Source organism: Candidatus Spechtbacteria bacterium (assembly GCA_016188605.1).
Taxonomy (GTDB): domain Bacteria; phylum Patescibacteriota; class Minisyncoccia; order Spechtbacterales; family JACPHP01; genus JACPHP01.
In genome coordinates, this window is the sequence record JACPHP010000001.1 from 1 (window position 1) to 24,453 (window position 24,453).

Genomic DNA, 24,453 nt, shown 5'->3' on the forward strand with positions numbered 1-24,453 from the left:
CACCATTTCCTCGTATGGAGCTGAAAACGTGTTTAACGCAGCCACTTCTCAATACACCTCCGTCTCCGCCCTTGACTCCACTCACTTTGTGGCAAGCTATATGGACGCTGGCAACTCCTCTTACGGCACTGCCATTGTGGGGTTAACGAGCGGCACTGGTATTAGCAGCTACGGCAATAAAAACGCTTTGACCCCCCGTTTCCTTGTTTTAGGCATTGCCAGCGCCAGCAAAACAAACGGCCAAACAGTATCAGTCATTGTTTCCGGAGTATCTGCCGTCCACTCAGGCCTTGCCATCGGAGCGATCTATTATGCCAATACTGACGGAAGCCTTACGACATCGGCGGGCAATACGCAAATAGGTCTTGCCGTATCTTCCACCTCGATATTGCTGAACACAGTCAGAGCCCATAACTACAACTTTGCCGATATTGCCGAAGAGTATCTGGTGGAAGGAGAAGGAGAACCGGGAGACATCGTGTCAATATCCAGTACCAGCACAGAACAAAACCCTACTGTTGCCAGATCAACCTCTGCCTACCAGACAAACATCATCGGTATTATCTCCACCAACCCCGCCATTGTCATAGGCCAGCTTCAGCAAGGCAACCATCAGCCCGTTGCCTTAACAGGGCTAGAATCTTTTGATTGCTCCATGGCTCTACCAACAATGAAGCAATGTAGCAATGAAACAATGAAACAATGTAGCAATGCAACAATGAAACAATGTGACAATGGAGTTAGTAGAATCCTTGTCTTTGTGAGCGTGGGGTTTGCGGATCCATATGGAGCGCTTACGCTAAACTCGCTAGGCACGGTAGGCACAGCTTCAAACTCCCCAGCCCCCACTTCCGTGATTGATTACATTATTAGCGACATTCAAGCAGGTCTGCGGAAGCTAGGCGTGTATGTTCAAGAGGGGATTTTGCAGGTTAGCAAGATCGTGGTGAATGAAATAACGAGTAAAAAAGTAATAACAGATGAGCTGTGTATAGGTAGCACATGCGTAACCGAACAAAAATTGCAAGAACTTTTACAAAAAGACATTGGTAATAAAGGTAATAACGCAGAAGAAAAAATTGATGAACATTAGAGTGTTGTGAAAACCCGGCTTATTACAGAGCAACCTGATCAGATTTTAACTTAAAACAAAAAATCGCCAGCGCTGGCGATTTTTTGTTTTAAGCTTTCTAGCCGATAAAATGGTCTAGAATTTCACATGCGCGGAATACTTGCTCAAGTTGTGTATTTGACCCTCGGAAAGGTTCTGCGCTTTTGTTATTGATTGATCTAGCAACTGGGTGCTAAATGAAAGATTATCCCCAACATGCACTTGTGCTGGTCCCATTGCTTTGCGGGCAAAATCTTCGGCATACACACGTTGTTCTGGAGAAAGTGTAATATTTTTGTCTTTCAAGTATCGCGTAATTGCGTGTCTTGCAAGATGCGTCATTCCTTCGCCGCGTACTGCTTGCTCGGTTATAAAATCTCCTTGCTGTGATACTGCCGGTCCTTCAACTTGTATTGTTTTTCCGTCAGGCCCAATTTGCACCCGCATATTGGAATTAGCCGATGATATAGATGATACAGGCGCGCTAGAGTCTTTTTGCGACAGGCTGGCTACAAGTTTTTCGGGAAAATTAGTGGAGAATGAAGGCGCGACGCGGAAAGCGATAAACGCGCCAGCCGCAATAAGAGCAATGCCGGCGATAACCATCATCACGCGCGCGCGGTTTTGCTGAAACCAGATTGCAAGCTGAAAGCCCCACCCATTTGTTCGCGCCCTATCCATAATAGTGTAGAAGTCATCCATTACTAAATCATCACCTGTATTTTTTCCCGATGAAAAACGCGGCCCCTGGTGACCTTGAGAAGGTGAACCGTTTTGTTGTAGTGGAGAATCTTGAGAAAAAGTAAACATAGAGATACGGAAATAAGGGTTAAAAAACCCTTTTTGGGTCGTCGCTCGCTAGGAAGAGAAAGCTTGCTTTCTCTTCTCTTGCTCGCTAGACAATAATTATAATTAAAAATGAAACGGATAATATCCGTTGTTTTTATCGCTATATTAAAGCGATATGTTTGTTAATGAACAAATTCTATTTCAATAGTTATCAATATAACATCTCAAATCTCAAATGTTAAATCGCAAAACTAAAACTCAAATCTCTCAGCCAAGGGCTGATCCGCCTCCGGCGGAAAAACTTTTAATCTGACAGAGAGGAGATTGTAGATTTAAGATGCAGATTTAAGATTTGCCATTTGAGATTTGAGATAAAAACAATCAAATTTATAGTCTTATTAAAATCTAAGATCTCATACTTAGAATTAATACTATTTATTTCTCATTCTGTGCCGCGGATGAAATTACGTCAAGCATTTCATCTAAATCACCATCGAGAATTGCGGTGATGTTGTGCCAATTTTCGTTAATACGATGATCCGTAACGCGATCTTGAGGAATATTGTATGTGCGAATTTTTTCACTTCGCTCGCCGCTGCCTATTTGAGAACGGCGCGCCTCTCCGCGCGCTTTTTCTTCTTTTTCACGCTGTTCTTGTAATATGCGGCTACGCAAAATTGTTAGCGCGATCTCTTTGTTTTCCGCTTGCGAGCGTCCGGCTTGCGAAGCAACGACCGTACCGGTGGGAATGTGGGTTACCCTTACAGCCGAAGATGTTTTATTTACATATTGTCCGCCAGGCCCAGACGCGCGAAAAACGTCTATCTGTAATTCGTCTTGGCGGATTTGAATATCGATCGGTTTTGCTTTTGGCAAAATTGCCACGGATGCCGTGGATGTATGCACGCGACCCGCTTTTTCTGTTTCCGGAATACGCTGTACACGATGTACGCCGCTTTCATATTCTAGGCGCGAAAAAGCGCCCTTGCCATGTATTTCACAAACCGCTTCTTTAATGCCGCCAATTTCCGTTCTGCTTGAATCTAGAATGGTAAATTTCCAATTTTTGCGTTCGGCATATCGTGTGTACATACGCAGAAGGTTTTGCGCGAACAAGGCCGCCTCATCACCACCGACACCAGCTCGTATTTCCATAATCAAATCGTCATATTCTTTATCAGATGTTGTGGGATTAACGAATTCTGTTAGCTGTTTCTCAATGTCAGCCATTTTTTGTTTATCTTCCCGCGCTGTTTCTGTGGCGAGTTGCGCCATCTCCGGATCGGTTTCTTTCTGAGCCATTTCCTCGTGTTCTTTTATCATTTCCTCAAGCTCATTGATTTGTTCCTGGAAGGAGACGATCTGCTCTACAAAAGAGTACCTTTTGGACGCTTCTCGCAGTTCTTGGCTAGACGAAAAAGCTCTCGGGTTGCTTAGTTTACCCGCGAGCTCATCCCGTTCTTTTTTTAGTTCGGAAGTATCATGCATAGCTATGATTTGAGAAGCTGGACATGAATTATATCATCAACGAATAACGAATCTGTTACGAATAAACGAATTGACCAGCATTCGTAATTTAGCGCGGGATTCGCTATTCGTTGATGATGCCATTGAAAATTATTTCGTCTTCAGATCCTCATGTTTCTCCGCTCGTTTACGGAAACGTTCTACGCGGCTGCCTCGTAACGCGCTCTGCGCGCCGGTGTAGAAAGGATGGCAGGCGCTGCAGGTTTCTATCTCAATAGATTCTTTGGTCGCGCCAATAGTAAAAGTAACGCCGCAGGCGCAGGTTACTTTGGCATTAGGGAAATATTTAGGATGAATATCTTTTTTCATAGGATTGAATGAATTTAGTAAGTGTTCCGATTTCTTTTATATAATAGGCGAAAACCGGTATTTTGTAAATCTGGCAGGAAAAAATAGGCAAGGCGGGAGGCTAACAAGCCCCCGCCTCGTAGGATAAGCAGCAGTCCACCTTGGGGTTATTGTTAACTGGCAGAGTTTTTTTGGGGAAGCGACGCGGAGATCGTTGAAATAGCGCTGCGAAGCAATGAAATAATGTCACTGCGAAACCGCACCATCTCGTTGCCAACAAAAAACACACTAACACTCAACAGTGGATGTGGCCACACCTCATCTAGCACCTTACTTTGACCAATATGGAAAGAGGAAAATGTTAGGAGTGCTAGGAACAAGCTCCACCATGCCACAAAGAATACTTCCCCTGGCTTGCGCTTGAGGGCTCCATTGCACTTTGCCTTATAAACTTCCTTTGTGCCGAGGTATACTCCCAAGAGTATAAGGTATATCTCGTTTAGCATTGTCGGCGCTTGGGCAAACCACTGGAAGCCCGCAAAACGCAGAAGGATAATGACAAGATACAGTACAGTAATTCCCGCGCTGAAGCAGAAAAGAAAGTTTTTTATATTTTCCGCAATGACAACGGCATCCACCGTCGCATTGCTATTACCGTTACCATTAAGCAGCGTGTCCGGCTGGGTAGTCATAGCCATCCTCCCTCACTGGTTTTGTTGAAATGTGCTGTATATGGCTTATATCACGATTATCTGCTAAACACAAGCCCCTGCAGAGGAACTGCTCACACCTCTTAAAGATGACGTTACGTTGAGATTAAACCTCGCCAGATTCCATTGTTTCATTGCTCTATCGTTACATTGTTACATTGTTTCATTGTTGCATGGTTTCATGGTTACATAAACAATGAAACAATGGAGCAATGAAGGGTCAATGGGAGCGGTCGGTAATAACTGCTCATGCGTCTTCAAAAATGGTTTATGTAAGCCAAATCATTATTTAGGGGTGTGAGAGGGGTTCCCTCCGCAGAGATGGGGCGCGCGCGTAAGTAAGTATTGCGTACTATTAAATGTTCTGCTATACTTTTTGATATGTTAGAAAAAATTCAATTTACCCCCTTAGATCCTCAAAACTCCAGCTCTCAAGTTGTAGATGAGGGATATATAAGGTCAAACAACAATCCCGTTTCCCGTATTGTTAATCTAACGGGGTTTACAGATGAAGTGGATGCATCAAACGTTTCAGCGAAGTCCAGTCTCGCCAAGCCGAGGCCTTTGGCGGAGGATGGTCTCGCGCAAGGCTACAGCGAGACGAAGCCAGGAATAATAGAGCCTGTTTCGCAAGAAATTGCAAATTTGTTTGCTCGCGGAGCGCATTTTGGGCACCAAAAATCGTACGTGCATCCGTCTATGATGCCATACATTGTGGGCGTTAGAAACAACGTGCACATTATTGATGTACAGCAAACATTAGACAAATTAGAGGTAGCGCGAAATTTTCTTAGCACTCAAGCAACTCAAGGGAAAATTATTCTTTTCGTGGGTACCAAATTACCTGTTCGCGGTTTGGTTAAAAAGTATGCGGAAGAAGCAGGAATGCCATATATTATCGAACGATGGGCAGGTGGCATTTTAACCAACTGGAAAACTATTTCTTTGCGCGTTGAGTATTATCGCGACCTTGAGGCAAAGACCAAATCTGAAGATTGGGAAAAGTATCCTAAAATTGAGCGTTTGCACATGGAAGAGGAACTCGGACGGCTTGCAAGAGATTGGGGAGGTATTCATGATATGAAAAAGCAACCGGATGTCGTTGTGGTTGTTGATATGCATAGCGATAGTTTGGCGGTCGCAGAAGCAAATAAGCTCGATATTCCAGTTGTCGCGATTGCAGACACCAATATTAATGTCAATTTGGCAACTTATCCAATTCCTGCAAGCGACGATTCTCTCGCAAGCGTGGAGTTTATACTAGAGAAGTTGGCTGAGGCAATTACTAAGGGGAAGAGCAAGGTGAGTCAATAGATCATTTGAAGAAAATAGGTAGGCGCGAATAGTGAAGACAGAATCATGAATCATGAATACTGCACCTCACTATTCATAATTCATCTTTTTTTATGTCTATTTCTGCCCAACAAGTTCAGGAACTACGCCAAGCATCGGGCGCGGGTGTTATGGATGTGAAGCAAGCTCTTGAGGAAGCTGGTGGTGATATACAAATTGCGCGTGATATTTTGCGTAAGAAGGGAATGATTAAGGCGGCTAAAAAAATGGAACGTGAAACACACGAAGGCCGCGTTGAAGCATATATTCATGCAAATAATAAAGTCGGAGTATTGTTGAAGCTTTATTGCGAAACAGATTTTGTCGCGCAAAACGAACAGTTTGCTCAGCTTGCGCACGATCTTGTGTTGCACATCGCGGCATCAAATCCTCAATATGTTTCTCCAGCCGACGTTCCCGCGCAAATTTTGGACAACGAACGCCGTATTTATACAGAGCAATTGCAGGGATTGCAAAAGCCGACCGATGTTTTAGCGCAAATTATTGAAGGAAAGATAGAGAAGTTTATGCAAGAAGTCGCGCTCACCAAACAGCCATTCGTTAAAGATCTGGATAAAACCGTGGAAGATGTTATTAACGAGGCAATTGCAAAAATAGGGGAGAATATTCAGATTGGGGGATTTGTGCGTTATGAGCTCTAAATCTAGAATAGTGAATCACGAATCATGAATTATGAATTATGAATCACGTCAGTTAGCATTTATGATTCACAATTCATGATCCCATATTCATTTTTTATTCATGCTTTCTTTTTTCCCCCACATTCTTTTTTTACTAAGCGTAGCTGGTATCATCATCATTTTTGGTAAAAAACTCCCGACGCTTAAAAATACTACGGATGTCGAGCCATTGAATTATGAGGCAACAACATCTTTTTTGTATGACGTGTTTCGTTCCGCGCATATTTTGTTTAGTCGTTTTTTTGGATACTCGCAACGAGAAAAGGTATTTATCTATTTAGAAAAATTGCTTCGCAAAGTAAAGGTGCTTCTGATGCGTTGGGAAAATAAGCTGAGCAAAGCATTAGAGTATTTTTCAACTCGTTCTTCGCAGCGTATTTTGAAGGAAAGATTTGACCAAGAATCCAAACACAGAATTAGCTGGGACGACATTCGTCAAACAGAGGGAAATTTTTTCTCTGCCAAGCCGAAGTCTTCGGCGAAGGATGGTTTTAAGAAGATAGCTGATCCTATATTGGCAAGCTCAAATTCAGACGCTGATCTAAATGTTATTGTACGGCAAAAGAAGAAATCCGCCCCCATCTCGTCTAATTGGGGTTCCGGCGAGGTAGACAGAAAATCTAAAAGCAGTAAACAGGAGCAGTCAGTCCAGATTTCTCCAGTTTCAATCGTAAGCACAAATTCCGAAGAAGAAGAATTTTGGCTAAGTGTTCTTAGGCAAAATCCACACAACCCTCATCCATATAAAAAATTAGGCGAGATATATATGAACCGCGGTGAATATCATGAGGCGAAGGCAGCGTTTGTGTATGTTTTGAAGCGAAATCCCGATGATCAGGAAACTATGAAATGGCTTGAGAATATAAAAAGGAAGTAAGGGCTAGTATTTAAGATTTCTTGGTTTATATTCAATTTAGCCAGCGTAGCTCAGTTGGTAGAGCAACACTTTTGTAAAGTGAAGGTCGTCGGTTCGAATCCGACCGCTGGCTCATTGGCATCTTTAATGTGGGTTGGGCGGAAGAAGTAAAATAAGTGCGGTAGAAATAGCAATGCCCTCAACAACAGTCGAGGGCATTTCGTTTAGCGACTACCGCAAGACGCGGAACCCCAGCGGCCATCCGAGTCGCCGACCCCGTACCAGAAGAGCCTCGGCCGATCGCCGCCGTCCAGATAGACATTCGGCACCCCGTCGGCGGACTCGTAGCGGGAGCCGGTAGCCCACACATAGTGCCGCGAGAGCACATCCGTGTGAGTGGTGAGCGCCATGACCTCGGCGGCAGTGAGCGGAGACCGCTTCTGCTGCTTGAGGATTTTCTCGGCGTTCTCCGGCGACTTGCCGCGCGTGCTGTTGCCGTCCTCGACATCGTAGATGTAGTAGGGCTCGCTGGGAGCGTCCACCACATCGGAGATCGCGGTCGGGTTGAGATAGGTGTAGCCCACCTTCCCGCCGTTCTTGACCATCGCCATGAGGTCGTAGGGGCTCCGATACGAACGGGGGATGACCGGGAGGAACGGAATGTTGCCGTCTCCGATCGCCACCTCGCTCGCCTTCTTCACCACTGCGCCCTTCTGGTTCTGGAGGATCTCCACGATCTGCTCTGGGACGCCGCGATCCTTGAGAGTCGCGATCTGAGCATCGAAGAGCTTCTCGAGGTCGTTCCGCTTGGCCTGCGCCACCGCGTCATCGAACTTCTCCGGGTCGGCCTCTCGCAAGAGGGCGACCAACCTCCCGATCAACTGAAACTGATTTACCATCTGTCCTTCCTCCTTCTGGACTTTTCCGCCAAAGGCGGATCTGTCTCTGGCATGACACTTTCTGCGTTATGTATAACAAAATTCTGCCTCCTGTCAAGTACCCCGGGTAATGTGCCGCACATTACCAGCAGTTACATCAAATGCAGAGAAATATGGTATAATAACCTCGTGAATAATTTATTCGTTGACAAATTACGCGATAATTTTTCAGCCACTCCACGCAATCAATATATAGCGTCTGCTTTTTTGATTTTTGCGACGTTTGCAATGTGGGAAGGGGTGAATGTTTTGGTTTCTGGGTCTGAAATCGCAGATATTCATCTGATAATTGGGCTTATTGGTTTTACCCTATGGTCCGCGCTATTTGCTCTAAGCTTTCTTTTGCTTGATCCGCCGTGGCTTGCATACATTGTATATATTATTACAAGTATCGTGCTTCTCGCATTGTTCGGCTGGCAGCAATGGCCTATCGTTGGTGTTGCTTCGTTCTTAATTTTTACGGTGTCCGCGCGCCAAAGTGTTACAAATGAGCGTGAATTACTTGCATCGTTTAGATTGAGCCGCTTTGTTAAAAAGGGATTGTCGTCATTTTTTACCGGCGTTGCCATACTGCTCGCGTTCGTTTATTATTTTTCTCCGTACGGAGCAGCAAACTTGCGGCCGGAAATTCCGCGCGCGGTAGTTGATCTCTCATTTATTCCAATAGACGTTATTGCCGCAACAACAATCTACGGCTACGAACCAGGAGCAACTGTCGGCCAGTTCCAATCGTTGATGATCCAAAATCTTTTGCCAATATTAACTCACAGTACCGGACCGGTTCAAATTACAGAAGATGTGAAAAAAAATTTCAGCGTGATTAAAGATGAAAAAACGCTCGGAATGCCCCTGCCCCAATTTATATACGAGCAGTCAAACGCCTATCTTGCAAAATTCGTTGAGCCGTATAAAAGCTATTTGCCAATATTTTTCGTGCTTACTTCATTCTTGACTTTTAAATTATTGAGTATACCATTTGTATGGTTTACTCAGCTTGCCGCGTGGGGTTTAATGAAGCTATTTATTGCACTCGGTATAGCAGGGTTTAATAAGGAAATAATAGAAAAAGACAGGCTGGTGTTGAAGTAAAACAATTAATGAAATGGAAAAAGATTATTATAAGATATTGGGCCTTGAAAAAAGAGCCTCAAAAGACGATATCAAAAAGGCCTATCGCAAGCTTGCGCACCAATATCATCCCGATAAACAAGGCGGAGATGAAAAGAAGTTTAAAGAAATAAACGAAGCCTATCAAGTATTGTCTGATGACACTAAGCGTGCTCGGTACGATCAGTTCGGCTCCGCTTTTGAGCAACAAGGAGGATTTAGTGGTTTCGGCGGCGCTGGCTTTGGTCGGGGCGGTGGAGCATGGCAAGGCGATATAAATGATATTTTCCGTGAGTTTTTTGGCGGCGGCCACGATGGTTTTGGCGCGGGCTTTGGAGGCGGTCAAACGCCAAGACAACGCGGTAGCGATATTTCTATAGATGTCGAGCTTACGCTCGAGCAGGCATTTAGCGGAATCGATCACACTGCTCACCTAAAGAAGTTTGCAAAATGTTCACGTTGTGAAGGTAGGCGAGGAGAGCCTGGCACGTCTGTTAAAACTTGTTCAAAATGTGACGGTAAGGGAGAGATTCGCCATGTGCAAAACACTATTTTGGGTTCATTTGCCAGCATGCAAACATGTCCGCAGTGCGGCGGCATAGGTACGATAGCGGAAAAGCCATGCAAGCAGTGTCGCGGTACTGGACGGGAACAGCAGGTTGAAAAGATTACATTCAATATTCCAGCAGGGATCTCTGACGGGGAAATGGTGCGTGTTTCAGGCAAGGGTGAGTATGATATAAATGGCGCGGGCGATTTATATGCTAGAATATATATTAAAAAACACCCCGTGTTTATAAGAAAGGAGAGCGATCTTTACAGCACAATAACAATACCAATGACAGAAGCAATTTTAGGTGGTGAAAAAAGTGTCAGGGTAATTGATGGAAACGGTAAGCTAGAAATACCAGCGGGAATTCAGTCTGGCACATTGTTGAAGTTAAGCGGCAAGGGCATGTCTAGCCCTCAGCGCGGCGGCAGAGGCAATCATTTCTTTCAAGTAATCGTGGAAACACCAAAGAAAGTTTCCAGGCGGGCAAAAGAGTTGTTACAAGGGCTACAAAAAGAAGGATTATAATATGAGCTTTTTAAAATCTTTTTCTTTTCCGTCAATTCACACTCCATTCCAGTTTTCTCTTGATTTGGGAATCGTTGTATTTGGTCTTATCGCGTTATTTCTGTATTGCATGTCTATCGGGCGAAAGCGTATCACGGTTTTACTTTTGAGCGGATACATAGCTCGAGTAGTATTTCAGGTTTTGCCATTTGATGTGAGCGCGAAGGTGTATTCTTTTAATACCAATTTTTTTTCATGGATAATGGGGCTGCTGTTTTTAATCCTGGTTGCTATAATATATTTTTTGCTAGCTGGATCGGCTTTGCGCATGGCTTTGCGCCTGCCTAATAATGGCGACGCATCGTGGTGGCATATTATCTTGCTTAGCCTGATTACGTCTGGATTTTTTATGGCAACTTTGTTACATTTAATGACGGATGGCACAGCCCTTTCATCTACCGTCAAGATGGCGTTTTTCTCGCCTTACGCGTTATTTGGCTGGACGGTAGCGCCAATTATTGCAATTGCATTGGTACGGCGAGGAGGGACGGAATAAATCCATGTCATCTGTATACGTGTTAAAGAGTCTGCGGAATGGCAAGAGGTATATTGGAAGTACCGAACTTAATCCTGAAGAAAGATTGAAGCGGCATAATTCCGGTACCAATCAATTTACAAAAAGAAATGGGCCATTTGTATTGGTCTATCGAGAACAGTGTACTGACAAAACAGCATCAAGAAAAAGAGAGAATTTTTTAAAATCAGGAGTTGGAAGAAAGTACCTAGATAGTATTCTTAGTTAGTTAAGTGTTTTGTGCACCCATAGCTCAGCTGGTAGAGCAGCTCCCTTTTAAGGAGATGGTCGCAGGTCCGAATCCTGCTGGGTGCACAAAACACTTAACTATGTAGAGCAGCTCCCTTTTTCCGCCAGAGGCGGATCAGCCTTTGGCTGAAAGGAGATGGTCGCAGGTCCGAAGGATCAGCCTTTGGCTGAAAGGAGATGGTCGCAGGTCCGAATCCTGCTGGGTGCACAAAACACTTAACTATGTAGAGCAGCTCCCTTTTTCCGCCCCGAGGTGTCTGTCCGCCTCAGAAGGGGATCAGTCTAAAAGAAAAAATATGACCAAAAGAGTTTTTATAGTTCACGGCTGGGGTGGGCATCCTGAAGAAGGTTGGTTCCCTTGGCTGAAGCACGAGCTAGAAGCAAATGGTTTTGAAGCTATCGTTCCTCAGTTACCAGACGCCGACAATCCGCGCATTTACAATTGGGTGCCAAAGCTTGCCGAGATAGTCGGGGTTGCCGATGAAAATACCTATTTTGTAGGTCACAGTATGGGTTGCCAAACCATCGCTCGCTATCTTGAAACTTTGCCCGAAGGAGTAAGGGTTGGAGGAGCGGTTTTTGTCGCGGGATTCTTTAAGCGGCTAAGCGGACTTGAGAACGACACAAACGCGAGAGTAACGGAGAGGCATTGGCTTGAGACGCCCGTTGACTTTGAAAAGATAGCGTCACACCTATCAAAAAGCATAGCTATATTTTCTGATGATGATCCTTATGTGCCGTTAGATAATCAAAATGACTTTCGCGATAAACTAGGTTCTGAAATTATCATTCAACATAAAATGAGGCATTTTAGCGACGGGTTAACACGGCTGCCAATTGTATTGCAATCTGTGTTAAAACTTGCTTAACTCAAATAAAAAAATGGTATAATTAGTTTATGAATACACCAATCACAAACACACCGAAAGATGTATTTTTGCATCTTTTGCATATCAGCATGCTCTACGTGAGCGTGGTAAGTTTTATAACTTTATTCTTTCAGTATATTAATTATATGTTTCCTGATCAGTTGAATTTTTATCTGATGGGAATATTGGATTCTATACATCTTTCCAGCGCTTCACTGGCAATCTCTTTTCCCGTGTACTTACTTAGCACGTGGATGATAGAAAAAGATTTTATGTCCTTTCCAGAAAAGCGTGAATTTGCTATTCGCAAATGGTTAGTTAACCTAACACTCTTTATTGCCTCAATTACGATTATAGTTGACCTGATCACGCTCATCTATACATATTTTAACGGTGAACTGACGATGAGGTTTTTTCTGAAAGTAGCGCTCGTTCTAGCAATTGCCGCGGTTGTCTTTGGATATTATATTTGGGACATGCGAATAAAAGACGAGATAAAAACCGTTCGCATGCAGATAAAACTTGGCGCCGTGTCGCTTCTAGTAGTGCTGGCGACAATCGCGTATGGTTTTATTTTGGTGGGCAGCCCAGAGCAGCAGCGTGCCAGGCGCTTTGACGATCAGCGCGTGCAAGATTTACAGGGTATTCAAAATGAGATAGTGAATTATTGGCAACAAAAAGAAGTCTTGCCGCAAAGCTTAGATGCGCTTACAAATAGCATTTCTGGTTATAGCGCGCCAAAAGATCCTCGGACTAACGAGTTGTACGAATACGCAGTCTCTGGCGCGCTTACGTTTCAACTCTGCTCTAACTTTGAAGCCTCTACTGCGGGGCAGTCGGATCAGCGCATATATAAGCATGGTCCATACGGTCAAAATTGGAATCACGCAGTCGGCCGCGTCTGTTTTCCAAAAGAGATTGATCCGGAACTTTATAAAACTGCAAAGCGAGGAGAAATGTTGCCTATAGATTATGTTCGGCCACCGGCAGTTGCGCAGTAACATTATGAAATTCGTTATTCCAAACACACGCCTAAGTATCGCGAACGCGTTGCGTATGTGTGGCTATCATTTTGAGCGAGAGCACGAAAAAAGCAACGAAGTGAGCGCCGCGCGTAATATGGGCGCTGGAGATTTTCCGCGTTTTCATGTTTATGCCACCTTGCAGAAATCATCGGAACCCGACCCATATGGTCGCAAGCAAGATTTGAATATGAATTTGCATTTAGACCAGAAAGGAGCAAGTTATAATGGTGCAAGTGCTCACAGCGGTGAATACGAAGGTCCGCTTGTAGAGCAGGAGGCAGCGAGGATTAAAAAAGTTTTGGCAGATAGCCAAGCGCAATAAGTGGGATATAATCGTGGAAAGGGGTTACTATGCAGCTTCTTGTTAAAAACGGTGTTTTGTTTTATTATCTTAAATCCAAGAATATGCCGAGAAAGGAGGCCGACGTGGCTTATAAGCCGGAGATTGAGCGTAAGTTCCTAGTGCGTTCTTTTCCAATTGAAGTATTGCGAGGACGAGAATGTTACTGGATCCAGCAGGCGTATCCAAGATTTAAGCGTGGAATTAGAGTAAGGGAGAAATTGCGTAATCCCTACATACAACCCCCCGCATCTATTAGTTCTGTGCCAGATGGGCCAACTATAATAAGCGAGGAGTGGCAGGGAACTATTACTATGAAGGCGCGCGCTAATAACAATGATTGGCGTACGCAAATTGAATGCGAAAGCCCTATTGATCTTGAATTTGTTCGGGAATTTAGCAAAGGCGCTCCGGGCGTGCGCAAGGCGCGCTATGTTATTGGGCGTTTTGAATTGGACATTTACACCAGTCCACAATTGCGTGGGCTTGTGGTTATGGAAATAGAGCTTAAAAATGCAGCCGAGCAAGTTTATATTCCCGATGGCTTTGACGTAGTTGAGGTAACAGAGGACCAACGATTTCGCAGCGCGAGCCTCGCTAGATTAAAAACCAGGAAAGCGATGTTGGAATTATTGCGAAAATACGGAATTGCGTTGAAGGAGGATGGCCAGAATGACAGGGCAAATAACCGTTAACGGTTTGAATGAAGGCATTGCGCGTATAAGCCAGTCTATCGGTAATTATGCAATACAAAAAACAAATCCTCTTATTGTGGGCATTGCCGGCGCTTCGGGTTCCGGAAAAACCGTATTAAGCAAACTTTTGCAACAGGCATGGCCTGGTTCTGCCATACTTGCAGCCGATGACTATTTCTACGGCAAAAGGTATATGCGCAAGCATAATCTAGTTAGTTTTGACGATCCAAACTGTGTCAACTTGCAACTAATAGCAGAGCATCTAGCATCTCTCAAGAGAGGAGAGGCTATACAAAAATCAATCTATTCTTTTAATACGGGTGAGCCGGAAGATGATTTGGTATCTTTTGCTTGCGCCCCGATAATTTTCGTAGAAGGTATATTTGTCCTCATGGAACCAACACGGAGCATGCTTGACTTGACGGTTTTTGTTGAAGCGGGAGTACACGGGACGTTTTGGCGGCGCATTGTGCGCGATATTGAGCGAACTCGTCAAAGTCCCCTCGATATCGCCGGTGTGTTTATTAATAACGTTTATCCTGCATATAAAAAATTTATTCTTCCGACGCGAGAGTGTGCGCAGATAATTGTAATAAATGACATGTTTCCGGGTGAAATGCAAAAAATCTTAAGCATGCAATACCAATTAAGGGGGTGTATAGCATCTCCCTATGATGCGGGGGAGTACAATAGGATTCTCGGTATTCTTGCCGCCGCAGGATTTAAGAGTGAGAAAAAAGTTCTTCAGCATGATAAATGGCTGGTTCCCCCGAGCAACTACGATATATCTGACGAGGAATTGATACGCGTTCGCGCTGAGTATTTGCAGCTAGACACAGCACATCAACACCTTACTCTTACATACAAAACTCCGGCCGACTCTTCCCCAAGAGGGGTATTGGAATTTTCCATTACTTCCGAAATCATAGATGGTTTAATCGCTCTGGGATACAGAAGCGGAAGAAGAAGGCTTAAAAAAGAAAGGGTTATGTATCATAAAAAAGGTATAAATAATTATGAGATAGCGCTTGATTCTTTTATTACGAACGACGATATTGTGCATTTATGGCTTGAAGTTCGTGGTGATACAATTGACGATTTGCATCAATGCCTTAAATTGTTAAGTAATTTAGGAGTGCAACAAAGTAAATTCGTCGCTACTTCTTATAGAAGTATAATCGCGTTAATTTAATTTCTTAAAGAAAAAAAGCGTCCCGCAAGGCAGGACGCTTTTATAGTATCTCTAACTAATCTATTCGGCAAAAAAGGGCTACCGGGTAGCCCCTTTTTGCCACTGCGAGCAGTTTACCCTGCTTGCCCCTAATAGAATGTTATTACTTTAGTATTGCTCCAATTATCTGCGAATGTCCTCGGAGGAATTCTTGCGCGCTCTGTTCTTTTTTTCCTTCGTACTGAACTAGAACAGGAATTAAAATATTAGCGCCTGCTTGTATCGCTAAAGTATTTTCAAAAGCAATAACTTTTCCCGGCTCTAAATTTTCTTGTTGTGAGTTTGCGACGCGCGCGGAATGAATAATAATTCGCTTGCCATCCCAAAGCGTAAAAGTACCGGGCCAGGGAGTATATGCGCGAACCATTCGTTCAATTTCTTCCGCGGATTTATTCCAATCAATACGCGCGTTTTCTTTGGAAACGGGTTTGCAAAATACAGCCTTTTCGTGATCCTGTTCTATCGGAGTAATTCTGCCCTCAAGCCATTCTGGGATAGTTTCAAGCAATAATTCCGCGCTAAAGTTCGCAAGCTCCATAGATAGGCTCTCTGTGGTTGCGTCGACCGCTATAGGCCATTTTTTTTGCGCAAGAACAGGTCCGTGATCCATCCGCGCGTCCATCAGTATTATAGAGGCACCTGTTTCTTTATCTCCGGCAAGAATCGCGCTTTGAATGGGGGAGGCGCCTCGCCATCGCGGCAGAAGCGATGGATGTACGTTTAGCGTGCCATACTTAGGAATTTTTAAAATTTCTTTCGGTAAAATTTTTCCGTACGCGGCGACAATGAATAAATCAGCCCGCGCAGGAAGGACCGACCCTCCGCGGAGGGTCGGTCCTTCCTGCAACTCCTTGCGCGTTGCGGGTTGAAAAACAGGGATGCTCAATTTTTCCGCATACAACTTTACCGGCGGCGGGTTGAGTATCTGTTTTCGTCCAGCAGGCATGTCGGGTGTCGTCACAATGAAAGCAGGCTTGTATGGTGATGCATCAAGGCGCTCCAAAACAATTGCCGCGAATTCCGGTGTGCCGAAGAATACAATAGATAAATTAGTATTATTTTTCATGTAAGCGATCAATAAACAGCGTCCCATTTAAGTGATCGGTCTCATGCTGAAATATGCGAGCTAGAAGCCCCTCCACGGTAACGCGAAACCTCTGGCCTTTTTCGTTTTGCGCTTCAATAGTCACTCGACCGGAACGCGGCAGAGGATGGAAAATGCCGCGAACGCTAAGGCACCCCTCTTCCTCAATCTCTTTTTTAGAAGAATAGTCTGATAGTTTTGGATTAAAGAAAATAGTTGCGCGGAATGGCTTGAATAAAGATGAGGGTATGCACAGAGAACGAACCATGGGCGCTACTTCTTTTGGTATTACAAATATTGTCAAACTTTCGTTAATTTGCGGCGCGGCCAGCCCAAGGCCTTCTTGCTGGATAAGCGTATCTTCCATGTCTTTCAGCAGAACTTTTAATTTGGGATCGTTAAAATTAGACACGAGCTGTGCCTTTTGTCGTAATGTAGGATGTGGTTCCTGGATTACGGGACGGATCATAACTAAAATTTTGAATTTTTAATTTCGAATTTTGAATAAATTTTGAATGACTGAAATTAGAAGAATTATCATCTTTATCATCAAAAAGTTATATATTAGCGCTAGATAGCACGTGTTTCAAAATTAAATAATTCTAATTTTATTCAAAATTCAAAATTCTAAATTAAATCTATCGGATCTACGTCAATGTCCCAACCTTTTGGCAAAATGTCAAGCAGGCGGTTGCGCGCTTCTATCTCCACAGGATCTCCAAGCCGCGCGACAGGCCATTTTACTATAATATACCACAAGAACCAGTTATTAACTTTAGGAACGAATGCGGGCGAAGGACCTAGCAGTTGAACTGCTGGCATCACCGAAGGATAATCTTTGGCTAGATATTTAATTTGCGTCTCCAGGCGTTTTTTTGTTGTAAGCACATCTTGTTGAGCGCGATTACTATCCTTATGTTCGTACGCTAGACGTATTATTTGGGAAAAAGGAGGCCATTTTAGCATCTTGCGCAAGGGGATTTCCTGCCGCGCAAATTCATTCCATTTGTTTTGCATCGCAAGCTGTAGCACCGGCGCTTCAGGGTGGTATGTCTGCACAGCATATTCTTTTGCGCACATAGCGCGTAATTTTTGCACAATATCAAACACGCGTTCGCCCATGCGATAATCAGGAAGGCTCAAAAGAGGATCTATGGAAATAATGGCGGAATACGCAACAGGCGAATAGGCGAGCGGCTTTAGCGAGAAGTGTGTACCGATTAGCACGTCATATTTTCCCTCATTGAAATCCTTGATAATTTCTCGCTGGGCTTCAAAGGTTTGGGCGGCGTCAGAGTCGATCCTGCACACCTTTAATTCTGGAAAAAGAATTTCTATTTCTTCTTGAACTTTTTGTGTTCCTCCGCCCATATATTTTATGCGGTCGCTTTGGCATTTGGGGCAGACTGTTGGAGGGGTATCGCGCTTGCCGCATCTGTGGCAGACAAGCCTTCGACACGGCTCAGGCCAGGGCATATGAATGTTATTAGAGCGATGATAAACCATTGGCACGGAGCATTCGGTGCAGAAAATTATATGCCCGCAGTCACGGCACAAAAGCCCCGAAGCAAATCCTTTGCGATGAATAAAAAGGGTAACCCGACCACCCTTTTTATTCGCGTCAGCGAGCCAGTTTTGAACTTGCTTGCTAAGTATTGAGAAATTCTTTTCTTTCAGCTCGTTTCTCATATCAATAAGAAGCGGCTTTGGTGAAAGTCTTGGTGTGGTCGAAGATATGTTCCAATTTCTCACCAGAGCTGTGTGCTGTATTTCAATGGTGGGACACTCAGATCCTAAGGTTAAACTAATTCCAAAATGATCATGCAGCCATAACATAGCGCGGACACTGTTTGTATGCGGGTTTTGATCCCACGAAGTATGAGAGGGGTCTTGAGGATTTTCTATTAGTGCTTGGGAAAGATCTGCAAAAGGCATCAAAGATGCAAGTCTAGTGCCAGCTAATTTTAATGATTCACCTCGCCGGGCGCGGAGCCATAGATCTCTTTGTTTTGTTGCTCCAAGGCCGCTGTACAATACCTCCAGTTTGTCCAACTGCTTTGCTAGCGCAGACAGAGTAACAAGATCCGGCATTAAAAAAAGAGCTTGTCCCCTCCTACCGCTAGCTAGAATTTTTTTATACTCGTTGACTCGCCCCGCGCCTAAAATCAGCATACCGTGGAGCTTGCCCTGAGTGGAATCGGAGGGTTTCTTTCTATATTTTATTTTGTTGGGCAAATCTAATGCAAGCGATGGCTTCTTCAGTATTGAGCTTGGGATCATGCGTTTTATTACCGTGCCAAGCGAGGCGTAGTAATAGTCGGATAACCAACGGGCAAATTGCAGATATTCTTCAGGCAAAATGTGTTGAGAAACAATCGAAAAAATTGATTTTAGCGGAAAGGGAGAGTTTTTTATCTCCATGCGCGCGTCTTGTACATCGCGGCAGGCAAATACGATGCCGAGCGTTTTGCGTCTATTTAGCGGCACTTCAACAAGCTGACCAACGGAGACGGAGTTGCGCGAAAAATAGTCCAGAATCTGGCTCGCGGGACGAGGTATTGAATTAAGTGGAGCAATTGAAACGATAAACATGGTATAATGAATATAATGACAAATTTCAAATACTAAATATCAAATCAATGTCAAAAACTTAATGCCAAAAACTATATTGTAGTTTTAAGTTTTTGTCCTTCGGCATTCATTTAACATTTGAAATTTGGATTTTGAAATTTATTTTTATGTCTAGCAAAGCAGTCAATATTTTAGGCGTGCGCGTAGACAATCTCTCCCTTAGCGAGGCTCTCTTACGCGCTGAGGATTTGCTTGAAAGTGGTGGCGCTCATTACATTGTAACACCCAACCCGGAAATTGTTCTGCGGGCTTATCGCGACTCTAGACTACGCGAAATTCTCAACAATGCTTCAATGTCGCTGTGCGATGGAATGGGTGTTTTTCTTGCGGGAATGTTAAATGGCAAAAGATTTACGCAGCGTATTACGGGAGTGGATTTTATGGACGCGCTTTGCCACAGGGCGGCGGAAAAAAAGTGGCGAGTTGCATTTGTCGGCGCTTCTAGCGATGTGAGAGAAAACCTTTGCGCGCATTATCAACAAATGCACCCCGCTAGTTTTTTTCAATCACTCGCAGATGAGATGATGAACAAACCAGTTGATGCCGATATCATATTTGTAGCGCTTGGCGCGCCGAAACAAGAAGAATGGATGGTGGTCAGACAGAAATCTTTTGATGCGCGTGGAGTAATGGTAGGTGTCGGCGGCGCATTTGATATATTAGCAGGTTCACTGCCAAGAGCGCCACAGAGCATGCGTTCGCTCGGACTCGAATGGTTGTGGCGGATTTTCCTTCAGCCTTGGCGCATTAAGCGCGTAGTAAATGCGGTTATTGTTTTTCCGATTGTGTACAGTATAAATATTTTGAAAAATCTGTGATATAATGAAAGGGTATTTTAAAATTTATTACCCGCTAATATTCGAAGTCGTCGAATGAACGCGGGACGACAAACAATATGACACTATTTGTTGTACTATTGGTGATCTTAATCGCCGCAGGCGCCGCGTATTACTATTTTTTTATGAAGAGAGAGGAGGGTGGCGGCGACAACATGGGTGGAGGAACAATGCCCCCAGGCCAGATGGAATCTCATGAGACGGGACATGATATGAGCAATATGGGCGGAATGGCGCACGACGACAAGGTGGAAGATAAAATGGAGGATGAGAACACGCGGGACGGAGGAATGAATTCGTAATTAGTAATGAAAAATCACCATGCTATGGTGATTTTTCATTTGAAAAAACAAGGTTTGTATGCTATAAAAAGGATATTATCTCTATAGAGATAATAAAATGCCTATGGAAAAACCTTGGGTCGGGATTGTTACTATTAACTGGAACAACCCTCAAGAAACGCTCGAATGCCTCAAATCTCTATCTGGCGTTTCCTATGACAGGAAACGCATTTTTGTTGTAGACAACGGCTCTTCTGACGATTCGGTCGAGGTTTTGTCAGCGCAACAGCAAGCCCTTAATTTTACGTTCGTTGAAAGTAAGGAGAACACTGGTTTTAGTGGCGGTTGCAATATTGGCATGCGCAAGGCGTTGGAAGACAACGACATCTCGTATATACTTTTTTTAAATAATGATACGACAGTCGCGCCGGATTTTTTGGATAAAATGATTGAGGTTGCGGAGGGCGACAAAGCGGGCGGCATGTGGGCGCCCGTTATTTACTACTCTGCTCGTCCCGACGAAATTTGGTTTGCCGGAGGGAAGCTGCGCTGGATGCGTGTAAGCCAGATAGGCGAGCACGTGATTAGATTTGCCACACGCAGCAGCGTGTTCGCAAAGCAATCATTTCGCCCTACGCGGGGCGAAATACCTTTTATTTATAACGCAAATAAATCAGACTATTTTGAAACAGAGTTTATAACTGGATGCGCGATGCTTGCGCGCAGGAAAGTTGCGCAGCGAGTGGGCGAGTGGGACGAGCGATTTTTTCTATATTTTGAGGATGTTGATTATAGCTTGCGAGCAAAGGATCTGGGATGGAAATTGCACATTATTCCCAGCGCCAAAATTTGGCACAAGGTATCCGCAACAGCACTAGGCAAAGTTGGCAGCCCAAAGATTTTGTATTATCACCATCGCAATGGCATGCTCATTACGAAATTACACGGACCATTCTGGGCAAATGTTTATAAACATTACTGGGCGGCGGCAAAAGTTAAATTGCAATTATTGAAAATTTTGCTCGGTATAAACAGAGAGCAGTCTAGGGCGATTATTCGCGGAATTACTGATTATTATAAAGGTAATTGGGGAAAAATTGATTAGTCTTATTATGATAAATGAAAAAGTGTTGTCATCTCGAGCGAGCACGCGAGAGATCTCTCGTCCCGTCGTTGCAGGACTTCGAGATGACAAACTAAAAATGATTCAAATTGGCATCGACGCACATAATTTGGAACTAAACCGCGCGGGTGTTGCTCGGTATCTTGAAAATCTTTTGCGCGAGTGGGCAAAAGATCCGAAAATGCGCGGCAATTTCCATTTTACCCTTTATTTCAAGGGCCGAGTTCCTGACGACGATTTTTTGGAAGATTCAATTTTTACTTGCCGCTCCCTGCAGATATTGCCGCGCCCAAGCTTTTTTTTGTATTTTCTTTTTTCTTTGCCGCTACGGGCTATGCGCGATAAAATAGATATTATGTTTTTCCCGTCATATATGGCATCGCCATTATGGCGCGGTAAATCAGTAATAGTTTTGCACGATATTTCCTTTGAACGTTTCCCGGAGCTTTTCCCAATTCGTTATCGTCTGCCCTATCGTATCCTGGGAAGATTTGGCGCAAATCATAGCCAAGCCGTAATTACCGTTTCAGAATTTTGCAAGAGGGAAATTAAAGAGATATATAAAGTTCCAGCAGAAAAAATTTTTGTAACTTATCTTGGCGTGAATGAAAGGATTAAGCGAGCTAGCGATGAGGAGATACGGCGCGTAAAGCAGAAGTTGGATATAACGGGTGAGTACATACTTTGGGTGGGGCAGATATTTAATCGAAGGCATGTTCTAGAATCTCTGCGCGCTTTTGAAATTATTGCGGATAAATTTCCCTGCGCGCAATTTGTTGTATCTGGAAGGAACGGCACTAGCCCCCACCAGCCAATCGATGAGATATGTGGGGATATCAATAGAAAATTAGATCGGGAAGCAGTGATACGCGTTCAGTACGCGGAAGAAAAAGATCTGCCCGCGCTTTTATCTGGAGCTAGGGTAGGTGTTTATATATCAAATTACGAGGGCTTTGGTTTGCCGCCGCTTGAATTTTTAGCATGTGGTACTCCGGTACTTGCGCCTAACACCACTTCATTAAAAGAAGCTTTGCGAGGCGAGCAAATTATAGTAGAAGACGCCTCAAGTGTAAAAGAAATAGCTGAGAAACTAACTTTTGCCTTTACTAATCAAGAAGTTATAGATCGCGCGCGTTTAAATGGCCCAAAGCACGCGGCGCAATTTAGCTGGAAACGATGCGCGGGGCAGACGATCAGCGTGTTTAATGGGGTGCAGAAGAATTAAAAAGTCTATTCATAAACTATAAGCAAAATTTCAAAATCCAAATGTCAAATTACAAATCAATTTCAAATACTAAATGTCAAATGCTAAAATTTTAGGTTTTGAATATTTGAGACTTTTCCGCCTGAGGCGCCTGTCCGCCTCTGGCGGGGATCAGCCTATGGCCGAGACATTGATTTGACATTTGTAATTTGGACTTTGTAATTTACTAGCTATGTCCTCTCGCATTTTCTCCCCTCTAAACATAATCTATATCCTCTCGCTGGTAACTCTGTTCGCGGCTGTCTTTGGCGTTGTGCCTCGGGAGTTTATTTTTATTCCAGCAGTCCTTATTCTGGGATATATGCTTGTCGCGCCGCATCAAAACGGCTTACTTTTGTTTGTTAGATTTATTCCATTTTTCTTTGCCCTGCCGCTCACGCAAGGATTTGATAATTTTAATCTCTGGCGTATTGCCATAATTTTGCTTTTCGCGAAATGGATTTTAAGCGGCAGAAATCTCGATGAAATTGTAGCTTCATTGCAATGGAATAATTTGCGCAATCTGTGGAACAGCGCGCGGGCAGAAGTTCTTGGCAGCGCATTGTTTGCGCTAGCTTTCATCTCGTTGTTTGTTGCGCAGGATATATCCACTGGTGTTAAAAGGATTATTTATTTTGCTAACCTAACTCTTTTGTTTGTAATAGTGCGCGGTTTGGTGCGGCGCGAAAATGGATACGTGCAAAAACTGACGAATAATTTTGTAGTATCAGGGATGGTGGCTGTGGTTGTTGGATTTGGCCAGTGGATAAGCACATATTTTTTACCCGTCTGGATTTTTCATTATTGGTGGGGGCAGATCGTGTCTTTGAATATGTATGGACAACAATGGGCGAATATAGTAACAAATTTTGGCAACACGTGGTTTAGTTATTCGGGCGGTGGGCTGCGCCTGCGTATGTTTTCTTTATTTCCCGACTCGCATACATTTCCGTTATACTTGCTCATGGTTTTGCCGTTTTTGTTTTTGTTCATATACGATGCAAAACGAACGCTCACAAAATGGGAACGCCGGCTGGCATGGTTTGGATTTTTGGCATTGCACCTCGCGCTTATTTTAAGTGGTACCAGAGGAATATGGGCGGGTATTATTTTTCCGGCAGTGGCACTTGGTACAGCGTGGTTTTTCATGCCGTATACGCGCGTATACGGAAAAAAAGTTGCTTTATCTATAGGGGCATTTATTTTGATGTTCCCTTTCGCGTGGGCGATATTGATGCTGCCGCAATTTCAAGACGACAATGTGCCGTCGCATAATGTTTTCTTTACTAGGATTGGTTCTTTGATAGATACTTCTGAAACTTCAAACCAAGGCCGCATCGCTATTTGGAGAAGCACGCTGAAATCAATAGCGCATAATCCAGCGCTTGGTATAGGCATAGGGAATTATCCCGTGGTTTTAGATCAAAATATATCGGCAACAAGAATGGGCGCATCCGCGCATAATCTATATTTACAGGTTGCCTCGGAAATGGGCATTCCAGCTGCTATAATATTTATATGGTTCTTGTGGGAGGTGTTTGCTCGCGCGTGGCGGTTTGCTCAAAAACCGTCGTATAATACGTTAACGGGCCTTTTTGCTTTCGCAATCATTTTTTCATTTATTTGGATTTTGGGTTACAGCCTAACTGATGCGGCGCTGTTTGACGAGCGGGCATTTTTGGGTTTCTTGGTGTTTATAGGCGTGTTACTTGGGATAACGAGGCAAAATGAAATAAAAAATCCCAAACCCCAATGACCAATGACCAATCAAATCCCAATGCCTAAAATCCCAAGACCTAACTTTAATCATTTGGATTTGGGGCTTGATTGGTCATTTGGATTTGGTCATTGGGATT

General features: G+C 43.9%; 26 protein-coding genes and 2 tRNA genes. 20 read left to right on the top strand and 8 right to left on the bottom strand.

Annotation, left to right across the window (positions count from 1 at the left end):
- The coding region (locus tag HYV65_00005) for a DUF2190 family protein (protein ID MBI2462621.1) at nt 1–1,093 on the top strand (1,093 nt) is incomplete at its 5' end.
- 114 nt (nt 1,094–1,207) lie between these two features.
- Here HYV65_00005 and HYV65_00010 read toward each other — a convergent pair.
- The 4 genes from HYV65_00010 to HYV65_00025 form a co-directional block, all read right to left on the bottom strand.
- Entirely contained in the window at nt 1,208–1,921 is a 714-nt protein-coding gene (locus tag HYV65_00010; protein ID MBI2462622.1) for a hypothetical protein, read from the bottom strand.
- Between the two features lie 414 nt (nt 1,922–2,335).
- Entirely contained in the window at nt 2,336–3,388 is a 1,053-nt protein-coding gene (prfA, locus tag HYV65_00015) for a peptide chain release factor 1 (GenBank protein MBI2462623.1), read from the bottom strand.
- Between the two features lie 129 nt (nt 3,389–3,517).
- Entirely contained in the window at nt 3,518–3,736 is a 219-nt protein-coding gene (gene rpmE, locus HYV65_00020; protein ID MBI2462624.1) for a 50S ribosomal protein L31, read from the bottom strand.
- Nucleotides 3,737–3,888: 152 nt separating this feature from the next.
- A complete protein-coding gene (locus HYV65_00025; GenBank protein ID MBI2462625.1) occupies nt 3,889–4,413 on the bottom strand; it encodes a hypothetical protein in 525 nt (174 codons plus the stop codon).
- 393 nt (nt 4,414–4,806) lie between these two features.
- Here HYV65_00025 and rpsB point away from each other — a divergent pair, with 393 nt between their 5' ends.
- The 4 genes from rpsB to HYV65_00045 all read left to right on the top strand — a co-directional run bounded on the left by rpsB (nt 4,807) and on the right by HYV65_00045 (nt 7,447).
- Nucleotides 4,807–5,739 carry a 30S ribosomal protein S2 gene (gene rpsB / locus HYV65_00030; protein MBI2462626.1) on the top strand — a complete coding sequence of 311 codons (933 nt, stop codon included), beginning with the start codon at nt 4,807–4,809 and terminating at the stop codon, nt 5,737–5,739.
- Between the two features lie 92 nt (nt 5,740–5,831).
- Nucleotides 5,832–6,419: a translation elongation factor Ts gene (gene tsf, locus HYV65_00035; protein MBI2462627.1), complete on the top strand. Its 588-nt coding sequence runs from the start codon at nt 5,832–5,834 to the stop codon at nt 6,417–6,419.
- A 100-nt stretch (nt 6,420–6,519) separates the two neighbouring features.
- On the top strand, nt 6,520–7,335 hold the full coding sequence (locus tag HYV65_00040) for a hypothetical protein (protein MBI2462628.1): 816 nt from the start codon (nt 6,520–6,522) through the stop codon (nt 7,333–7,335).
- A gap of 39 nt (nt 7,336–7,374) precedes the next feature.
- Nucleotides 7,375–7,447: transfer RNA gene (locus tag HYV65_00045), tRNA-Thr, on the top strand.
- 91 nt (nt 7,448–7,538) lie between these two features.
- On the opposite strand, the gene HYV65_00050 is transcribed toward HYV65_00045, so the two are convergent.
- Nucleotides 7,539–8,213, bottom strand: a complete 675-nt coding sequence (locus HYV65_00050) for a hypothetical protein (GenBank protein ID MBI2462629.1) — start codon at nt 8,211–8,213, stop codon at nt 7,539–7,541.
- Nucleotides 8,214–8,381: 168 nt separating this feature from the next.
- Between HYV65_00050 and HYV65_00055 the strand changes: the two genes are divergently transcribed.
- The 10 genes from HYV65_00055 to HYV65_00100 all read left to right on the top strand — a co-directional run bounded on the left by HYV65_00055 (nt 8,382) and on the right by HYV65_00100 (nt 15,360).
- Nucleotides 8,382–9,341, top strand: coding sequence for a hypothetical protein (locus tag HYV65_00055; GenBank protein ID MBI2462630.1), 960 nt, complete (start codon nt 8,382–8,384; stop codon nt 9,339–9,341).
- Nucleotides 9,342–9,354: 13 nt separating this feature from the next.
- Nucleotides 9,355–10,437, top strand: a complete 1,083-nt coding sequence (gene dnaJ, locus HYV65_00060) for a molecular chaperone DnaJ (protein MBI2462631.1) — start codon at nt 9,355–9,357, stop codon at nt 10,435–10,437.
- Between the two features lies 1 nt (nt 10,438).
- Entirely contained in the window at nt 10,439–10,972 is a 534-nt protein-coding gene (locus tag HYV65_00065; GenBank protein MBI2462632.1) for a hypothetical protein, read from the top strand.
- Nucleotides 10,973–10,976: 4 nt separating this feature from the next.
- Nucleotides 10,977–11,219: a GIY-YIG nuclease family protein gene (locus tag HYV65_00070; GenBank protein MBI2462633.1), complete on the top strand. Its 243-nt coding sequence runs from the start codon at nt 10,977–10,979 to the stop codon at nt 11,217–11,219.
- A 13-nt stretch (nt 11,220–11,232) separates the two neighbouring features.
- Nucleotides 11,233–11,305: transfer RNA gene (locus HYV65_00075), tRNA-Lys, on the top strand.
- A 230-nt stretch (nt 11,306–11,535) separates the two neighbouring features.
- A complete protein-coding gene (locus HYV65_00080) occupies nt 11,536–12,108 on the top strand; it encodes a serine hydrolase family protein (protein ID MBI2462634.1) in 573 nt (190 codons plus the stop codon).
- A gap of 29 nt (nt 12,109–12,137) precedes the next feature.
- Nucleotides 12,138–13,109, top strand: coding sequence for a hypothetical protein (locus HYV65_00085; protein ID MBI2462635.1), 972 nt, complete (start codon nt 12,138–12,140; stop codon nt 13,107–13,109).
- 4 nt (nt 13,110–13,113) lie between these two features.
- Nucleotides 13,114–13,455 (top strand): hypothetical protein, encoded by a 342-nt coding sequence (locus HYV65_00090; protein ID MBI2462636.1) that lies wholly within the window; start codon nt 13,114–13,116, stop codon nt 13,453–13,455.
- Nucleotides 13,456–13,484: 29 nt separating this feature from the next.
- Nucleotides 13,485–14,168, top strand: a complete 684-nt coding sequence (locus HYV65_00095) for a hypothetical protein (protein MBI2462637.1) — start codon at nt 13,485–13,487, stop codon at nt 14,166–14,168.
- Nucleotides 14,146–15,360 carry a hypothetical protein gene (locus HYV65_00100; GenBank protein MBI2462638.1) on the top strand — a complete coding sequence of 405 codons (1,215 nt, stop codon included), beginning with the start codon at nt 14,146–14,148 and terminating at the stop codon, nt 15,358–15,360. The genes HYV65_00095 and HYV65_00100 overlap by 23 nt, the downstream gene beginning before the upstream one ends.
- 142 nt (nt 15,361–15,502) lie before the next feature.
- On the opposite strand, the gene fmt is transcribed toward HYV65_00100, so the two are convergent.
- The 3 genes from fmt to priA form a co-directional block, all read right to left on the bottom strand.
- Nucleotides 15,503–16,465 (bottom strand): methionyl-tRNA formyltransferase, encoded by a 963-nt coding sequence (gene fmt, locus HYV65_00105; GenBank protein ID MBI2462639.1) that lies wholly within the window; start codon nt 16,463–16,465, stop codon nt 15,503–15,505.
- Nucleotides 16,455–16,952: a peptide deformylase gene (gene def, locus HYV65_00110; protein ID MBI2462640.1), complete on the bottom strand. Its 498-nt coding sequence runs from the start codon at nt 16,950–16,952 to the stop codon at nt 16,455–16,457. Before def ends, fmt begins: the two co-directional genes overlap by 11 nt.
- 158 nt (nt 16,953–17,110) lie before the next feature.
- Nucleotides 17,111–19,075 (bottom strand): primosomal protein N', encoded by a 1,965-nt coding sequence (gene priA, locus HYV65_00115; protein ID MBI2462641.1) that lies wholly within the window; start codon nt 19,073–19,075, stop codon nt 17,111–17,113.
- Nucleotides 19,076–19,221: 146 nt separating this feature from the next.
- On the opposite strand from priA, the gene HYV65_00120 reads away from it, so the two are divergent.
- From HYV65_00120 to HYV65_00140, 5 genes are all read left to right on the top strand, one after another.
- Nucleotides 19,222–19,932 (top strand): WecB/TagA/CpsF family glycosyltransferase, encoded by a 711-nt coding sequence (locus HYV65_00120; protein MBI2462642.1) that lies wholly within the window; start codon nt 19,222–19,224, stop codon nt 19,930–19,932.
- A gap of 77 nt (nt 19,933–20,009) precedes the next feature.
- Nucleotides 20,010–20,252, top strand: coding sequence for a hypothetical protein (locus tag HYV65_00125; GenBank protein ID MBI2462643.1), 243 nt, complete (start codon nt 20,010–20,012; stop codon nt 20,250–20,252).
- A 103-nt stretch (nt 20,253–20,355) separates the two neighbouring features.
- Nucleotides 20,356–21,336, top strand: coding sequence for a glycosyltransferase family 2 protein (locus HYV65_00130; protein MBI2462644.1), 981 nt, complete (start codon nt 20,356–20,358; stop codon nt 21,334–21,336).
- A gap of 7 nt (nt 21,337–21,343) precedes the next feature.
- The gene (locus HYV65_00135) at nt 21,344–22,579 is read left to right on the top strand and encodes a glycosyltransferase family 4 protein (GenBank protein ID MBI2462645.1); all 1,236 of its coding nucleotides are present in this window, start codon (nt 21,344–21,346) and stop codon (nt 22,577–22,579) included.
- A 211-nt stretch (nt 22,580–22,790) separates the two neighbouring features.
- Nucleotides 22,791–24,353, top strand: coding sequence for an O-antigen ligase family protein (locus tag HYV65_00140; protein ID MBI2462646.1), 1,563 nt, complete (start codon nt 22,791–22,793; stop codon nt 24,351–24,353).
- Nucleotides 24,354–24,453: the final 100 nt, after the last annotated feature.

Bases quoted from the DNA above. Each gene is read 5' to 3' on its own strand.
- HYV65_00010 (MBI2462622.1), bottom strand. From the start codon at position 1,921: ATGTTTACTTTTTCTCAAGATTCTCCACTACAACAAAACGGTTCACCT.
- prfA (MBI2462623.1), bottom strand. From the start codon at position 3,388: ATGCATGATACTTCCGAACTAAAAAAAGAACGGGATGAGCTCGCGGGT.
- rpmE (MBI2462624.1), bottom strand. From the start codon at position 3,736: ATGAAAAAAGATATTCATCCTAAATATTTCCCTAATGCCAAAGTAACC.
- HYV65_00025 (MBI2462625.1), bottom strand. From the start codon at position 4,413: ATGGCTATGACTACCCAGCCGGACACGCTGCTTAATGGTAACGGTAAT.
- rpsB (MBI2462626.1), top strand. From the start codon at position 4,807: ATGTTAGAAAAAATTCAATTTACCCCCTTAGATCCTCAAAACTCCAGC.
- tsf (MBI2462627.1), top strand. From the start codon at position 5,832: ATGTCTATTTCTGCCCAACAAGTTCAGGAACTACGCCAAGCATCGGGC.
- HYV65_00040 (MBI2462628.1), top strand. From the start codon at position 6,520: ATGCTTTCTTTTTTCCCCCACATTCTTTTTTTACTAAGCGTAGCTGGT.
- HYV65_00050 (MBI2462629.1), bottom strand. From the start codon at position 8,213: ATGGTAAATCAGTTTCAGTTGATCGGGAGGTTGGTCGCCCTCTTGCGA.
- dnaJ (MBI2462631.1), top strand. From the start codon at position 9,355: ATGGAAAAAGATTATTATAAGATATTGGGCCTTGAAAAAAGAGCCTCA.
- HYV65_00065 (MBI2462632.1), top strand. From the start codon at position 10,439: ATGAGCTTTTTAAAATCTTTTTCTTTTCCGTCAATTCACACTCCATTC.
- HYV65_00070 (MBI2462633.1), top strand. From the start codon at position 10,977: ATGTCATCTGTATACGTGTTAAAGAGTCTGCGGAATGGCAAGAGGTAT.
- HYV65_00080 (MBI2462634.1), top strand. From the start codon at position 11,536: ATGACCAAAAGAGTTTTTATAGTTCACGGCTGGGGTGGGCATCCTGAA.
- HYV65_00085 (MBI2462635.1), top strand. From the start codon at position 12,138: ATGAATACACCAATCACAAACACACCGAAAGATGTATTTTTGCATCTT.
- HYV65_00090 (MBI2462636.1), top strand. From the start codon at position 13,114: ATGAAATTCGTTATTCCAAACACACGCCTAAGTATCGCGAACGCGTTG.
- HYV65_00095 (MBI2462637.1), top strand. From the start codon at position 13,485: ATGCAGCTTCTTGTTAAAAACGGTGTTTTGTTTTATTATCTTAAATCC.
- HYV65_00100 (MBI2462638.1), top strand. From the start codon at position 14,146: ATGACAGGGCAAATAACCGTTAACGGTTTGAATGAAGGCATTGCGCGT.
- fmt (MBI2462639.1), bottom strand. From the start codon at position 16,465: ATGAAAAATAATACTAATTTATCTATTGTATTCTTCGGCACACCGGAA.
- def (MBI2462640.1), bottom strand. From the start codon at position 16,952: ATGATCCGTCCCGTAATCCAGGAACCACATCCTACATTACGACAAAAG.
- priA (MBI2462641.1), bottom strand. From the start codon at position 19,075: ATGTTTATCGTTTCAATTGCTCCACTTAATTCAATACCTCGTCCCGCG.
- HYV65_00120 (MBI2462642.1), top strand. From the start codon at position 19,222: ATGTCTAGCAAAGCAGTCAATATTTTAGGCGTGCGCGTAGACAATCTC.
- HYV65_00125 (MBI2462643.1), top strand. From the start codon at position 20,010: ATGACACTATTTGTTGTACTATTGGTGATCTTAATCGCCGCAGGCGCC.
- HYV65_00130 (MBI2462644.1), top strand. From the start codon at position 20,356: ATGGAAAAACCTTGGGTCGGGATTGTTACTATTAACTGGAACAACCCT.
- HYV65_00135 (MBI2462645.1), top strand. From the start codon at position 21,344: ATGATAAATGAAAAAGTGTTGTCATCTCGAGCGAGCACGCGAGAGATC.
- HYV65_00140 (MBI2462646.1), top strand. From the start codon at position 22,791: ATGTCCTCTCGCATTTTCTCCCCTCTAAACATAATCTATATCCTCTCG.